This window comes from Komagataeibacter sp. FNDCR2 (assembly GCF_021295395.1).
Taxonomy (GTDB): domain Bacteria; phylum Pseudomonadota; class Alphaproteobacteria; order Acetobacterales; family Acetobacteraceae; genus Komagataeibacter.
The window spans coordinates 1,865,001-1,878,506 of sequence record NZ_JAIWOU010000001.1; the positions used below are offsets into that span (position 1 = coordinate 1,865,001).

General features: G+C 65.7%; 14 protein-coding genes (1 of these 14 cut by a window edge). 4 read left to right on the plus strand and 10 right to left on the minus strand.

Annotation, left to right across the window (positions count from 1 at the left end):
• Both clpB and LDL28_RS08840 read right to left on the minus strand, forming a co-directional pair.
• Positions 1 to 701: the 5' portion of an ATP-dependent chaperone ClpB gene (gene clpB, locus LDL28_RS08835; RefSeq protein WP_233058215.1), read on the minus strand. 1,903 nt of this gene lie to the left of the window's left edge; 701 of the gene's 2,604 nt are visible here — the first part of the coding sequence; its start codon is at positions 699 to 701; the stop codon falls past the left edge of the window.
• A 318-nt stretch (positions 702 to 1,019) separates the two neighbouring features.
• Positions 1,020 to 2,084, minus strand: a complete 1,065-nt coding sequence (locus LDL28_RS08840) for an aldo/keto reductase (RefSeq protein ID WP_233058216.1) — start codon at positions 2,082 to 2,084, stop codon at positions 1,020 to 1,022.
• A gap of 130 nt (positions 2,085 to 2,214) precedes the next feature.
• Between LDL28_RS08840 and LDL28_RS08845 the strand changes: the two genes are divergently transcribed.
• On the plus strand, positions 2,215 to 3,117 hold the full coding sequence (locus LDL28_RS08845) for a LysR family transcriptional regulator (protein ID WP_233058217.1): 903 nt from the start codon (positions 2,215 to 2,217) through the stop codon (positions 3,115 to 3,117).
• Between the two features lie 16 nt (positions 3,118 to 3,133).
• Here LDL28_RS08845 and LDL28_RS08850 read toward each other — a convergent pair whose 3' ends face one another.
• The 5 genes from LDL28_RS08850 to miaA all read right to left on the minus strand — a co-directional run bounded on the left by LDL28_RS08850 (position 3,134) and on the right by miaA (position 8,577).
• Complete coding sequence (locus LDL28_RS08850) at positions 3,134 to 3,862, minus strand: fumarylacetoacetate hydrolase family protein (protein WP_233059245.1); 729 nt, start codon at positions 3,860 to 3,862, stop codon at positions 3,134 to 3,136.
• A gap of 131 nt (positions 3,863 to 3,993) precedes the next feature.
• A complete protein-coding gene (ilvC, locus tag LDL28_RS08855) occupies positions 3,994 to 5,013 on the minus strand; it encodes a ketol-acid reductoisomerase (RefSeq protein ID WP_183480282.1) in 1,020 nt (339 codons plus the stop codon).
• Positions 5,014 to 5,070: 57 nt separating this feature from the next.
• On the minus strand, positions 5,071 to 5,586 hold the full coding sequence (gene ilvN / locus LDL28_RS08860; RefSeq protein ID WP_233058218.1) for an acetolactate synthase small subunit: 516 nt from the start codon (positions 5,584 to 5,586) through the stop codon (positions 5,071 to 5,073).
• A 94-nt stretch (positions 5,587 to 5,680) separates the two neighbouring features.
• Positions 5,681 to 7,504, minus strand: coding sequence for a biosynthetic-type acetolactate synthase large subunit (gene ilvB / locus LDL28_RS08865; RefSeq protein ID WP_233058219.1), 1,824 nt, complete (start codon positions 7,502 to 7,504; stop codon positions 5,681 to 5,683).
• A gap of 68 nt (positions 7,505 to 7,572) precedes the next feature.
• Positions 7,573 to 8,577 carry a tRNA (adenosine(37)-N6)-dimethylallyltransferase MiaA gene (miaA, locus tag LDL28_RS08870; RefSeq protein WP_233058220.1) on the minus strand — a complete coding sequence of 335 codons (1,005 nt, stop codon included), beginning with the start codon at positions 8,575 to 8,577 and terminating at the stop codon, positions 7,573 to 7,575.
• A gap of 30 nt (positions 8,578 to 8,607) precedes the next feature.
• Between miaA and serB the strand changes: the two genes are divergently transcribed.
• Entirely contained in the window at positions 8,608 to 9,519 is a 912-nt protein-coding gene (serB, locus tag LDL28_RS08875; protein ID WP_233058221.1) for a phosphoserine phosphatase SerB, read from the plus strand.
• Here serB and LDL28_RS08880 read toward each other — a convergent pair.
• The gene (locus LDL28_RS08880) at positions 9,509 to 10,468 is read right to left on the minus strand and encodes a cation diffusion facilitator family transporter (RefSeq protein ID WP_233058222.1); all 960 of its coding nucleotides are present in this window, start codon (positions 10,466 to 10,468) and stop codon (positions 9,509 to 9,511) included. The two genes, serB and LDL28_RS08880, sit on opposite strands and share 11 nt — an antisense overlap.
• Before the next feature lie 144 nt (positions 10,469 to 10,612).
• Between LDL28_RS08880 and LDL28_RS08885 the strand changes: the two genes are divergently transcribed.
• Both LDL28_RS08885 and LDL28_RS08890 read left to right on the plus strand, forming a co-directional pair.
• Positions 10,613 to 11,464 (plus strand): carbon-nitrogen hydrolase family protein, encoded by an 852-nt coding sequence (locus LDL28_RS08885; RefSeq protein WP_233058223.1) that lies wholly within the window; start codon positions 10,613 to 10,615, stop codon positions 11,462 to 11,464.
• On the plus strand, positions 11,461 to 12,264 hold the full coding sequence (locus LDL28_RS08890; protein WP_233058224.1) for an NAD kinase: 804 nt from the start codon (positions 11,461 to 11,463) through the stop codon (positions 12,262 to 12,264). The genes LDL28_RS08885 and LDL28_RS08890 overlap by 4 nt, the downstream gene beginning before the upstream one ends.
• A gap of 3 nt (positions 12,265 to 12,267) precedes the next feature.
• On the opposite strand, the gene LDL28_RS08895 is transcribed toward LDL28_RS08890, so the two are convergent.
• Together LDL28_RS08895 and LDL28_RS08900 are read right to left on the minus strand one after the other, a co-directional pair.
• Entirely contained in the window at positions 12,268 to 12,987 is a 720-nt protein-coding gene (locus LDL28_RS08895) for a M48 family metallopeptidase (RefSeq protein ID WP_233058225.1), read from the minus strand.
• A complete protein-coding gene (locus LDL28_RS08900) occupies positions 12,984 to 13,475 on the minus strand; it encodes a YcgN family cysteine cluster protein (RefSeq protein ID WP_233058226.1) in 492 nt (163 codons plus the stop codon). Before LDL28_RS08900 ends, LDL28_RS08895 begins: the two co-directional genes overlap by 4 nt.
• Positions 13,476 to 13,506: the final 31 nt, after the last annotated feature.

Below are 13,506 nucleotides of genomic sequence, written 5' to 3' on the forward strand. Positions count from 1 at the left end.
TTCAGCGCCTCGGGCACGTCGCCATTGACGATGCGCTGGGCCAGCCCCTCGACAATCGCGGTCTTGCCCACGCCCGGTTCACCGATCAGGACGGGATTGTTCTTGCTGCGCCGGGCCAGAACCTGAATGGCGCGGCGGATTTCCTCATCACGCCCGATCACGGGATCCAGCTTGCCTTCCTGCGCGACCTCGGTCACGTCGCGGGCATATTTCTTCAGCGCGTCAAAATTGGCTTCTGCGTTTTCGCTTGTCACTGTACGTCCCTTGCGGATGGCCGCTATCGCCTTGTCCAGCGCCTGCGGGGTCGCCCCGCCCGTGCGCAGGGCCTGACCGGCCGGCGTTTCGGATGCGGCGATGGCGGCCAGCAGACGGTCCTGCGCCACGTATTCATCGCCCGCTTTCTGCGCGGCCTGTTCGGCGCCATCAAGCACGCGCACAAGATCACCTGTCGCGCTCGGCTGGCCCGCACCGCTGCCCTGCACCTTGGGCAGTTTCGCGAGTGCCGCGTCGTTCGCCGCCGTAATGGCGGGCACCTGCCCGCCTGCCGCGCGGATGAGGGAGGCGGCCGCCCCCTGATCGTCATCCAGCAGGGCCTTGAGCAGGTGCTCCGGTGTCAACTGCTGGTTGTAATCCCGCATGGCTATGGTCTGCGCGGCCTGCAGAAAACCACGCGACCGTTCCGTAAACTTCTCGATATTCATTGTTCCCTCGTCCCTTTCAATCAGGCGACATAACGGTTTGCCTTGTGCCGTCCCTCAACAGGCAACGACGCGGCGCTGGATTCCAGATGGGGTCAACCAGATGTTATTACAAGATATCGGAAGCTGATTTCCGTCTCCCCATCTGGCGTCCCGTATCCGGCCCGGCGCCGCATATCAGGCGTTTAGCTGATCATTAACGCTGGGCCCGCATCCTTGATGCAGGTCAATATTGCCGTGTCTTACGGGCGCAACGGCCATTCGCGCGGCAATCATGTAAACACCAGCAGGCCCGCCTGCCTGGACAGGCGGGCGGCAGGCTTACGCGCCCTTTTTGGCCACCGTGGGCCCCAGCAGCAGAAGATCCGCCGCGGAAAGCCGGTCCGATGCCGTGCTGGCCTGATGCCAGAACGGATAGATCAGCGGGGGGGCGCTGGCTTCATCAAGGCGGCTGATTTCATCCGCCGTCAGCTCCAGTTCGGCGGCCTTGAGGTTATCCACCAGTTGCGCCTCGGTCCGCGCCCCGATCACGACCGAGGTGATGGCCGGGCGCTGCGCCACCCAGGCCAGCGCCACCTGCGCCGCCGATATGCCGCGCGACCCGGCGATGTCCACCAGCACTTCCACTACGTCATAGAGCTTTTCAATGTCATGGACGGGTGGCTCGCCCCAGTTCTCGATCTGCCGCGTGCCGGTGGGCTGGGGCTTGCCGCGCCGGTACTTGCCCGAAAGCAGGCCGCCCGCCAGCGGGCTCCAGACCTGCACGCCAATCCCCTGATCAAGGGCGACGGGCAGCAGTTCATACTCGGCATCCCGCGCCTGGAGGGAATAGTAGATCTGCTGTGAGACGGGAGCGATCAGCCGGTTGCGTTCCGCCGTGCCGAGCGCCTTCATCAGGTGCCAGGCCGAGAAGTTGGAAACACCCGCGTACCGGATCTTGCCCGCGCGCGTCAGGGTGTCGAGGGCTTCGAGCGTTTCCTCCAGCGGGGTCTGGCCATCCCATTCATGCAGGTAATACAGGTCGATATGATCGCGGCCCAGACGCCTGAGGCTGGCCTCGCACGCGCTGACGAGGTGATAGCGCGACAGACCGGCGTCATTCGCCCCCTTGCCCATGCGGAAACGGGCCTTGGTGGTGACCATGATGTCATCGCCGCGCCCCTTGAGCGCCGCACCGAGAATTTCTTCCGATACGCCGGTCGAATAGATATCGGCCGTATCGAACATGTTGATCCCGGCTTCGATGCACAGGTCGATCTGGCGGCTCGCACCGGCAAGGTCGGTATTCCCGGTCTTGGCGAAATCCCCCTTGCCGCCAAATGTCATCGTGCCGAGCGTGAATGCTGAAATCCGCAGGCCGGAGCGGCCAAGCTGACGATAATGCATGGTGTTTCGATCCTTCTGGCAGGAAGCGGCGCGCAAATCCACGCGCCCCATACGCCGACTATGGGCGCGCATGGCGGGAGATGATAATCCCCTTTAACCGGAAGCTGCTTGCATGAAGGATAACAAATATATGCGTGACATCACCGAAATGGCGGTATTTGTCACCATAATACGAAGCGGCAGCCTGTCCGCCGCGGCGCGGGAGCTTGGGCTGGCCACGTCGGTGGTCAGCGACCGGCTGGCGCGGCTTGAACGCCGCATGGGAACCCGGCTGCTGGTGCGCACCACCCGCCGCCATGCCCTGACCGCCGCCGGGCAGTTCTATTACCAGGAAGCCTGCGCCATTGTGGAGGCCACCGCCCGGATGGAGGCGCATACCCGCGCCATCGCCACCACCCCCGCCGGTGAACTGCGCATTACGGCGCCCATCCCGTTCGGGCGGTGGTGGCTTACGCCGTTCGTGGCGCAGTTCGCGCACCGTCACCCCGATATCCGCATAAGCCTGACGCTGGAAGACAGGATAGCGGATATCGTGGGCGAAGGGTTTGACATCGCCATCCGCGCCGCCCCTGCGCTCGATACCATGCTGACGGGGCGGCGCATCATGGAAACCCGGCGCGTCATCGTGGCCAGCCCCGACTATCTGGCGCGACGCGGCGTACCCGCCGGGCCGGATGACCTTGGGCAACATGACTGCCTGGCCCATGGCCCGACCCCGCACCTGCACACCCGGTGGCGGCTGGGGCGCGGTGCGGAAGCCCGGACCGAACGGGTCCCGGCCCGCATGGCCTCCACCGATTCCGAAATGCCGGTGCACTGGGCGCTGGCCGGGCTGGGGCTTGCCCAGAAATCCCTGTGGGAAGTGGAAAGCTACATGGCCCGTGGCCTGTTGCGGACCGTGCTGGAACAGTGGGAGCCGGACCCGATCTCCTTCTTCGCAATCCACCCGGTCAGTACGGCGCATTCCCGCAAGATCGGGCTGTTCATTGATGAACTGATGCAGCACCCGCCGCCGATGAAGGCGGGTCGCTAAAGGGTTCCGGCTTAAATTACCCCGTATATGTCACGTTCAGTTCGCCCACCCCTGCGCAGGCGGCATGCAGCACGTCGCCACGCCGTACCGGCCCCACGCCGGCGGGTGTGCCGGTCATGATCAGGTCGCCCGGCTCCAGCGCGACGAACCGGCTCAGGCACGCCACGATTTCCGCCACGGACCAGATCAGGTCCGACAGATCCCCCTTCTGGCGCAGCTCCCCGTTTACCGTAAGGGTAATCGCACCCGTGGCCGGATGGCCGCATGTCGAGACGGGCACGATGGGAGAGATGGGACAGGACTGGTCAAACCCCTTGGCCAGGGACCAGGGGCGACCCGCCTTCTTGGCCACGGCCTGCAGGTCGCGCCGTGTCATGTCCAGCCCGACCGCGTAGCCATAAATATGCGAAAGCGCCTTTTCCACCGTGATGTCATGCCCCTCCCGCCCGATGGCGGCGACGAGTTCCACCTCATGATGCAGGTCGGACGTGCTGACGGGAAAAGGCAGCAGCCCGCCGCCGGGCACCACGGCGTCACCGGGCTTGGCGAAGAAGAAAGGATCCGTACGTTCGGGGTTGCTGCCCATTTCACGCGCATGGGCGGCATAGTTCTGCCCCACGCACCATATCCGCCTGACGGGAAAGACACCCTTACTCCCCGCCACGGGCACGATGGGAAGGGCATAGGGGGAAATCACGTAATCCGTCACGGTACGGCGCTCCTGCTGTTCGTATCCGGCGCGCATGGTGGCACCCGTGCCGGGTCGTGTCACGGTAAATGCTGGAAAAGGCAGGCACAAAAAAACGCCAGCCGGAACAATCCGGCTGGCGTTCGTGAAACCCGCGGCGAACCGCTGGTGTCGCGTCGGTAACCCGATCAGTTGCGGGACTTGTCAACCAGCTTGTTCTTACCGATCCACGACATCATGCCGCGCAGCTTTTCGCCCACCTTCTCGATCTGGTGTTCGTTGTTGCGCGCACGGGTGGCCTTGAAGCCGATATTGCCGGACTGGTTTTCAAGGATGAAGTTGCGCACGAAGGTGCCGTCCTGAATGTCGGTCAGGATCTTCTTCATCTCGGCCTTGGTTTCCGGCGTGACCACGCGCGGGCCGGACACGTATTCACCATACTCCGCCGTGTTGGAGATGGAGTAGTTCATGTTCGCGATGCCGCCTTCATAGATCAGGTCAACAATCAGCTTCATTTCATGCAGGCATTCGAAATACGCCATTTCCGGCGCGTAACCGGCTTCCACCAGCGTTTCGAAACCGGCGCGGATCAGCTCGACCAGACCACCGCACAGCACGGCCTGCTCACCGAACAGGTCGGTCTCGACCTCTTCCTTGAAGGTGGTCTCGATGATGCCCGCACGGCCACCGCCATTGGCGGAAGCATAGGACAGGGCGATTTCCAGCGCGTTGCCCGAAGCGTTCTGCGCCACGGCCACCAGCGACGGCACGCCGCCACCCTTCTGGTATTCGGAACGCACGGTGTGGCCCGGACCCTTCGGCGCGATCAGGAACACGTCCAGATCGGGGCGTGCTTCGATAATGCGGAAATGGATGGACAGGCCATGCGCGAAGGCAAGGGCCGCGCCCTGCTTCAGGTTCTTTTCGAGTGATTCCTTGTACAGCGCGCCCTGGCCCTCATCGGGGGTCAGCACCATCACCACATCCGCCCATTTGGCGGCGTCGGCCGGGGTCATCACCTTGAAGCCGGCGGCTTCGGCCTTGGCCACGGCGGTGGATTCGGGGCGCAGGCCGACCACGATGTCGGTCACGCCGGAGTCCTTGAGGTTATTGGCATGGGCATGGCCCTGGCTGCCGTAACCGATAATGGCCACCTTCTTGCTTTTGATCAGGTTCACATCGGCATCGCGATCGTAATAGACGCGCATGGTCTCACTCCTTGGGGAAAATGAAAAAAACTCAGGAAAGGTAAAAACCCCGACCCCTTACAGGATTGCCGCGCCGCGGGCGATAGCCGCGACACCCGTACGCGACACTTCGGCCAGACCGAGGGGACGCATGAGGTCGATAAAGGCATCAAGCTTGTCGGTCGCACCCGTCAGTTCAAAAACGAACGACGTGGCCGAGGCATCAACCGGATGGGCGCGGAAGGCCTGCGCAATGCGCAGGGCGTCGGCCCGGCGCTCGCCACTGGCGATCACCTTTACAAGCGCCATTTCACGCGCCACGTGCGGATCCTGCCGCGTCATGACCGCAACACGATAGACCGGCACCAGGCGTTCGACCTGTGCGCGGATCTGCTCAAGCACATGGGGCACGGCGGTCGTGACGATATTGATGCGCGACTGGCGGCGGTTTTCATCCACCGGGGCCACGGTCAGGCTCTCGATATTGTACCCACGACCCGAAAACAGCCCGATGACACGCGCCAGCGCACCGCTTTCGTTCTCGACCTGAATGGAAATGACCGCGGAGACCGGGCTCTCCTGCTGCGTGGTCATGATTGTGTTTCCTGACTGCTGAAGCCGCCGCCATACAGGACGGCGGGAACGGAAGAAAGAGGCGCGGGACGGAATGCCGCCCCGGAACGGGGGATCAGACCAGCATGCGGCCTTCGGCGCTGATCTCGTCATCCTGGTCGGGGCCGAGAAGCATCTGGTTGTGCGGCGCGCCGGACGGGATCATGGGGTAGCAGTTTTCTTCCTGCGCCACGCAGATATCCGCCACCACCGGGCCGGGATGGGCCAGCATTTCCGTAATCACGCCATCGAGCTCACCCATGCAGGTCGCCCGCAGGCCATGGCCGTGGAAGCTTTCCGCCAGCCGCACGAAATCCGGCAGGGCCGCGCTGTAACTCTCGGAATAGCGGGATTCATGCAGCAGCTCCTGCCACTGGCGCACCATGCCCATGTACTGGTTGTTCAGGATAAAGACCTTAACCGGCAGGCGGTACTGCGCGATGGTGGACAGTTCCTGAATGTTCATGAGCGTGGAGGCTTCCCCCGCGATGTCGATGACCAGCGCATCGGGATGCGCGATCTGCGCGCCCACGGCGGCGGGCAGGCCGTAGCCCATCGTGCCCAGCCCCCCCGAAGTCAGCCAGCGGTTGGGCTGGTCGAAGCCGAAATGCTGGGCCGCCCACATCTGGTGCTGCCCCACCTCGGTCGAGACATAGGTGTCACGCCCCGTGGCGGTCGCCAGTTCATGCAGGCGGCGGACGGCGTATTGCGGGCGGATGATCGCCCCCGGCGCCATGTCCTGCGTGAAGCCGAGGCTGTTGACCGCGCGCCATTCATTGATCTGGTGCCACCACTGGGCCAGGTCGATCGGCTGGCCGGGATTGGCGGGCGTGCAGTCCCATTCCTCCAGCATCCTTTCGATCACGCGGCCCGCGTCACCCACTATGCCCACATCGACCGGCACGATCTTGTTGATCTGGCTGGGGTCGATATCCGCATGGATCTTGAACGAACCGGGCGAGAACGCATCCAGCCGCCCGGTCACCCGGTCGTCAAAGCGTGCGCCCAGCGCGATCAGCACATCGCAGCCATGGGTGGCCATGTTGGCCTCGTACGTGCCATGCATGCCCAGCATGCCCAGGAAGCGGCGGTCCCCCGCCGGCATCGCCCCCAGCCCCATGAGGGTGGAGGTGCACGGGAAGCCCGTCTTTTCCACCAGCCTGCGCAGTGCGGCGGAAGCTTCCGGCCCGGCATTGATGATGCCACCGCCGATATAGAACAGCGGCCTGCGCCCCTGCTTCATCGCGGTTACGGCGCGGGCGATCACATCGCGCCCCGGTTCGGTCTGCGGCTGGTAGGACGGGTGCGGCGTGCGCGGCGGCGGGCTGTAGGGGGCCGGCCCCACCATCAGGTTCTTGGGCAGGTCCACCAGAACCGGGCCGGGGCGGCCGCTGCGCGCGATGTGGAAGGCTTCATGCACGCATGACGCCACATCCTCCGCCCGGCGGATGAGATAGTTGTATTTGGTGGCCGGGCGCGTAATGCCGGTCGTGTCCGCTTCCTGAAAGGCGTCGGTGCCGATCAGCGGCACGCCCACCTGACCGGAGAAGCAGACCACCGGGATCGAATCCAGCATGGCGTCGAGCAGGCCGGTGACCGTATTGGTCGCACCGGGGCCGCTGGTGACCAGCACCACCCCCACCTTGCCGGTGGAGCGGGCATAGGCTTCCGCCGCGTGAACCGCCGCCTGTTCATGGCGGACCAGCACGTGGCGAATCGCGTTCTGGCGGAAGATCGCGTCGTAAATGGGCAGGACCGCCCCGCCGGGATAGCCGAAAATGACTTCGACCCCCTGCTCGGCCAGGACGCGCAGAAGCACTTCCGCACCGCTGAGGACGACGGAGGTGTCCGTGCCGGTGGTGTGAGGCTTCAGGTCGGTCTGGTGCGATGCTGCGTTCATGTTCCTGCTCCTTCGCCACGGGGCCGGAACAACCGGCCTGCCGCCAGAGGCGAAATCCCGGGCCGGGTTTACGGAAACCCTTGGCCCGCGTCAATGCGGTTAATAACAAAAGAAATGATTTTGTTTGTCCATCTTTCCATTTGTTGCGCGGGGTCGCAATTTTCAAATCGTTTTTCGTGAATAAAAGTGTCATCCGCCGCCGCCAGCGCATGGTGGGCGAACCATGTCGCCTGCCGCTTGGTGTACTGCCCGGTCAGGCGGATGGCCTGCTCCGCCGCCGCCTCCAGCGTCATCGCGCCGCGCAGCACGGCGGCCAGTTCCGGCACCCCGTGGGCGCGCATGGCGGGCAGGGTGGGGGGAAGATCCTGCGCCAGCAGGCGGGCGACCTCATCAAGCGCGCCATGGCCCAGCATGGCCTGAAAACGCCGGGCGATGGCGGCGCGCAGCACGTCGCGCGCGGGGTGCAGCCGCACGGCGATGAAACGGGCGTCAAGCGGCGGCAGCACGGCTTCGCGCCGCCACCACGCAAGGCCGTGCCCGGTCGCCGCGTGCACTTCCCATGCGCGCGCGATACGCTGGCCATCGGTCGGGCGCACGGTGGCGGCGGTCTCGGCATCGGCCTGCCGTAACAGGGCATGCACCGCCTCCGGCCCCAGCCGGGCCACCATGTCACGCGCATCGGCGCGAATGGCGGGGGGGGGCTGGGGAATATCGGCCAGGCCCTGCGTCAACGCGCGGAAATACATGCCGGTGCCCCCGCAGAACACCGGCACGCGCCCTTCATCCCACGCCGCCTTCGCCGCCGCGATGGCCTGCACGCGCCACCACGCCACGCTGCCACTTTCGGCCGCGGGCAGGACACCGTACACTGCATGTGGCACGCTGGCCTCGTCATGCGGGTCGGGGCGGGCCGTAAGGATGCGCAGGTCGCGATAGACCTGCATCGAATCGGCATTGATGACGGTACCGCCCACCTGCCGTGCAAGCGCCAGCGCAAGTGCGGACTTGCCCGAACAGGTCGGACCCGCCACGATCAGCGCCACACGCGCCGACCCCGCCGGGGGGCGTGTCATTGTCCCACCCCTGTCATATACCCGGACCCCATGGCTGACTCTTCCCCTTCCTTTTCCCATACCCTTGTACTGGTGGCCAACCGTGGCGCCACATCCCTCACACCGGTCGATATCCAGATGGCGCGCGACCTGGTACGGGGTGCGGCCCCTGTCACCCTGTCCGAAGGCGAAGCGGTCGAGATCGCGTGCAATGCGCCCGCCACATGGGACGCGCCCGATATCGGGGCGGCGCGCGACGTGTTTGCCGGGCGGCACATCGACGTGCTGGTAACGCCACGCCCGAACCGCCGCAAGCGCCTGCTGGTCGCGGACATGGACAGCACGATTGTCGGGTGCGAGACGCTGGATGATATCGCCACCCATGCCGGGATCGGTGAGAAGATCGCCGAGATCACGCGCCGGTCCATGAACGGGGAGATCGAATTCGAAGCCGCGCTGCATGAACGCGTCGCCCTGCTGCGTGGCCTGCCCGTCACCGTGCTGGAAAAGGCGTGGAAGGATGTCCGGCTAAACACCGGCGCGCAGGAACTGGTACGCACCATGCGCGCCCATGGCGCGCGCACCGCCCTCGTCTCCGGCGGGTTCACCTTCTTTACCAGCCGGGTGGCGGAGATATGCGGCTTTGATGAAAACCACGCCAATACGCTACTGGCCTCTGGCGGGGAACTGACGGGTGAGGTCGGCCATCCCATTCTGGGGCCGGATGCGAAACTGGCGCATCTGCGCCGCCTTGTCGCGCAGGGCGGGCTGGACATGACCGACGCCATGGCGACGGGCGATGGCGCGAACGACCTGGCCATGCTGCGCGTGGCGGGCACGGGCATCGCCTTCCACGCCAAGCCAGCCGTACGGCGCGAAATCAGCAACCAGGTCAACGCGACGACCCTGCGCAGCCTGCTGTTCGCCCAGGGTTACCACGCGGACGAATTCGTCACGGCGTAGGCGCGCCGCCGGTCACTTCGGCACCCACGACCTGGGTGCGGAAGTCCTGCGCCTCGATAAACACGCGCGTCACGTCGGGGTACTGCTGCTTGATCTGGCGTTCAAGCGCGCTGACCACGGCCTCGACCTGCCCCGCGCTCATGTCGTTGCGGAAATCCACGCTGATGGCCACCAGCACGTCATGCGGGCCGAAATGCAGGGAGCGGATCTCGTTCAGCCGCTCCACGCCCTGCGCGGCCAGCGCCATGCGGCGCAGCGCGGCCAGCACCTCCGGCGCGACACCTTCCCCCGTCAGCAGGGACTGGGATTCCAGCGCCAGAAAGCCCGCCGTCAGGGCCAGGATGCACCCGATCACGATGGAGGCCACGCCATCGAGAACCGGCATGTCCAGCCATTCGGCCAGTATGTTGCCCAGCAACGCCACGGCCAGGCCGCACAGCGCCGCCGTATCCTCGAACAGGACCGTGAAAACGGTGGGATCCTTGCTGACCTGCACGGCCTCGACCCAGCCGCGACGGCCCTTGCCTTCCCTGCGGAAGGCGCGCAGGGCGAACAGCCAGACCGACCCCTCGAACACGATGCTGACCCCCAGCACCACGTAATTGACCACCACATGCGCCGCAGGCTGGGGGTGGAGAATATGGGTGACCCCCTCAAAAAAGGAGACACCGGCCCCTACCCCGAAAATCAGCAGCGCCACCACGAAAGTCCAGAAATACAGTTCCAGGCCATGCCCGAACGGGTGCTGCACCGTGGCCGGGCGCTGCGCGCGGCGGATACCCACCAGAAGCAGGCCCTGATTGCCGGTGTCGATGAGGGAGTGGATGGCCTCGCTCAGCATGGAGGAACTGCCGGTCAGGAAGGCCGCGCCAAATTTGGTGGCCGCCACCAGCAGGTTGCCCCCAAGGGCGGCGAAAATGACTGTTCGGGAAGATGCGGTATGCGCCATTGATTTTTCAATATGAAGTCTGGCTTCATCCTAGCCTTCCCCAACATCTTTTAACAGGCCGAACCCGTATTGCGCCCCCGGTTGCGGGGATGGCGGTGCCTGTCCTATGGTCGGGGCAACCTGCCCATGGAGGGATCTGTCCCGATGCGCACCACTGTCATCCAGATGGCGCCCGGCGCATCCGCGCCCGAGAATATCGAACGCGCCCGCGCGCTGATCGGCGCCGCCGTCCGCTCGGACAAGCCTGAGCTGGTCATCCTGCCTGAAATGTGGAGCTGCCTTGGCGGCACACGGGACATGAAGTTCGCCGCCGCCGAAAGCCTGCCCGCCCCCGATGATTCGGGTGAGGCCGGGCCGCTGTACCGGTTCCTGTCCACCATGGCGCGCGAGCATGGCATCACGCTCCATGGCGGCTCCATAGGGGAGAAGCATGGCGGCAGGCTGTTCAATACCTCCGTGCTGTTCGACGCGACGGGCCATGAGTGCGCGCGCTACCGCAAGATCCACCTGTTCGACGTCACCACGCCGGGCGGCGAAGGCTACCGGGAGAGTGATACCTACGAACCCGGCTCCGACATCGTGACCGCCGCCCTGCCCCATGGCATGACGGCGGGGCTGGCCATCTGTTACGACATCCGTTTTCCCGCCCTGTTCCATGCGCTGCGCGCGCGCGGCGCGAACGTGCTGCTGGTGCCTGCCGCCTTTACGGTCGAGACCGGCCTCGCGCATTGGGAGACGCTGCTGCGCGCCCGCGCCATCGAGACCCAGTGCTGGCTGGTCGCCTGCGGCACCACCGGCACCCATACGGATGAAAGCGGCCAGAAACGCCGCACCTACGGCCATTCCATGATCATCGACCCGTGGGGGACCATCGTGGCGCAGGTCTCGGACGGGCCGGGATGGAGCACCGCCCGCCTTGACCGGGGTGTTACGGACAGCATCCGCGAGCGCATGCCGGTCATGGCCCATCACCGCCTGTCCATCCACACTCCATGAGTGACACATCCTACCCGGGATGGACCGACGGGGCCGTGCCCACGCGGCTGAGTTTCGCCGCCGCCCCCAACGAGAGCGCGCAGATCTGGCTGGAACGCCTGGTGGGGCAGTACGGCCAGTGCGCGCCGGAGGAAGCGGACGCCCTGATCTGCCTGGGCGGGGATGGCTTCATGCTGGAGATGCTGCATACGACGCTGGGCCGCGCGCTGCCGGTCTATGGCATCAACTGCGGGACGGTGGGCTTTCTCATGAACCCCGCCGTGCCCGACAACCTGCCCGAACGCCTGGCCGCAACACAGGCCGCCATCCTGCACCCCCTGCGCATGAAGGCCCGCACGCGGGAGGGGGAATGCGTGCATGCGCTGGCGCTCAATGACGTGTTCCTGTTCCGCCAGACGCGGCAGGCCGCGAAAATCCGTATCGAGGTGGATGGCCGCGTGCGCCTGCCCGAACTGATATGCGATGGCGTGCTGATCTCGACCCCGGCGGGATCGACCGCCTACAACCTGTCCGCCCATGGGCCGATCGTGCCGCTTTCGGCCAACCTGCTGCCCCTGACCCCCATAAGCGCGTTCCGCCCCCGCCGGTGGCGTGGCGCCCTGCTGCCGTCCACCGCGCAGGTCCGTTTCGACATTCTGGAAACCGACAAGCGCCCCGTCGCCGCCGTTGCCGATTTTACCGAGGTGCGTGACGTCATTTCCGTCGAGATCAGCGAGGCGCGCGAACTCCACACCACCGTCCTGTTCGATCCCGGGCAGAGCCTGTCCGAGCGGATCATAACCGAACAGTTCACCGCCTGAACTTCAGGCGGACCCCAGCCGGTGCAGGCCCGCGCCATGGGCATGGAGCCATTTTTCGGCCTGCCGGCGGTGGGGGGTGATCTGGTCCACCAGATGCCAGAAATCCGGCCCGTGGTTCATGTGCCGCAGATGCGCGAGTTCATGGGCGATGATGTAATGCTGCACTTCCCGTGGGGCCATGACCAGCCGCCAGCACAGCATGATGCCGCCATCGGATGAGCAGCTTCCCCACCGGCTGCGGGTGTCGCGCAGCCTGACCTGCGTGGGGCGGAACCCGCCCTGCGCGGCCTGAAGGCGCAGGCGCGCGGGCAGCAGATGCTCCGCCTGCGCGCGCAGCCAGGCCATGACACGGCGCGCGATGAATTCCTCCGCGCCGCTGACATGCAGCAGCCCCTCTTCCAGCCATACGCCGCGCCGCGCCTGTGGCGCGTGACGGATCTCGTGGCTTTGCCCATCAAGCAGGACATGGCCGCCATGGCGCAGTTCCGCCCGGGGCGGCAGGCGCGACAGCCCCGCCGCGACCCATGCGGAATGCGCGCGCAGCAGCGCCAGCCCGTCCGCCCTGCGCGCGCCACGCGGCAGAGTGATGATGACATGCCCGCTGCGCGGGTCGATGCGCATGGAAATGCGCCGCGCCCGCGGCGAGGCCCGCCACTGCACCGCCACCTGGCCCGAGGCGATGGGCACGACTTCGGTCGCGGGCGCCTTCGCCCCCGTGGTCATGAACGCCGGGGCGGGGGCGTGCGGCGGAAGGCATGCCGGGGCGCTTCGCCCGGCCAGTCGATCACATGATCCTCCAGCATGCCCGCCTCACGTTCGCTGACCACCCGGCCACTGACGGATATGCCCGCCTCATGCACGCTCTCGTGCGTGCCGGACACGAGTGGGTGCCACCATGGCAGGGGTTCGCCATCACGCACCAGAATGTAGCCGCAGGTGGGGGGAAGCCAGTCGATATCGGCCAGCATGTCCGGCGTGAGGCTGATGCAGTCCTGCACCCGGCGCTGGCGATGGGCATAGTCGGTGCACTGGCAGGTTCCGGTATCGAGCAGGCGGCAGGCGACATCGGTGAACAGCACCTCGTCCGTCTCGTCCTCGCGCAGCTTGTGCAGGCAGCACCGCCCACAGCCGTCACACAGCGATTCCCACTGCGCGCGCGACATCTCTTTCAGCGGCGTCGTTTCCCAAAAGGGAGGGTTATCGTCCGTCATGTGCGTGATCCCGCCGTATCCAGTCCATGAA

What these genes read in the sequence shown, in the direction of transcription:
- LDL28_RS08850 (WP_233059245.1), bottom strand. Translation starts at nt 3,862, where the DNA reads ATGCGCGCCGGATACGAACAGCAGGAGCGCCGTACCGTGACGGATTAC.
- LDL28_RS08880 (WP_233058222.1), bottom strand. Translation starts at nt 10,468, where the DNA reads ATGGCGCATACCGCATCTTCCCGAACAGTCATTTTCGCCGCCCTTGGG.
- LDL28_RS08895 (WP_233058225.1), bottom strand. Translation starts at nt 12,987, where the DNA reads ATGACCACGGGGGCGAAGGCGCCCGCGACCGAAGTCGTGCCCATCGCC.
- serB (WP_233058221.1), top strand. Translation starts at nt 8,608, where the DNA reads ATGGCTGACTCTTCCCCTTCCTTTTCCCATACCCTTGTACTGGTGGCC.
- LDL28_RS08840 (WP_233058216.1), bottom strand. Translation starts at nt 2,084, where the DNA reads ATGCATTATCGTCAGCTTGGCCGCTCCGGCCTGCGGATTTCAGCATTC.
- LDL28_RS08845 (WP_233058217.1), top strand. Translation starts at nt 2,215, where the DNA reads ATGCGTGACATCACCGAAATGGCGGTATTTGTCACCATAATACGAAGC.
- LDL28_RS08900 (WP_233058226.1), bottom strand. Translation starts at nt 13,475, where the DNA reads ATGACGGACGATAACCCTCCCTTTTGGGAAACGACGCCGCTGAAAGAG.
- ilvN (WP_233058218.1), bottom strand. Translation starts at nt 5,586, where the DNA reads ATGACCACGCAGCAGGAGAGCCCGGTCTCCGCGGTCATTTCCATTCAG.
- ilvC (WP_183480282.1), bottom strand. Translation starts at nt 5,013, where the DNA reads ATGCGCGTCTATTACGATCGCGATGCCGATGTGAACCTGATCAAAAGC.
- LDL28_RS08885 (WP_233058223.1), top strand. Translation starts at nt 10,613, where the DNA reads ATGCGCACCACTGTCATCCAGATGGCGCCCGGCGCATCCGCGCCCGAG.
- ilvB (WP_233058219.1), bottom strand. Translation starts at nt 7,504, where the DNA reads ATGAACGCAGCATCGCACCAGACCGACCTGAAGCCTCACACCACCGGC.
- LDL28_RS08890 (WP_233058224.1), top strand. Translation starts at nt 11,461, where the DNA reads ATGAGTGACACATCCTACCCGGGATGGACCGACGGGGCCGTGCCCACG.
- miaA (WP_233058220.1), bottom strand. Translation starts at nt 8,577, where the DNA reads ATGACACGCCCCCCGGCGGGGTCGGCGCGTGTGGCGCTGATCGTGGCG.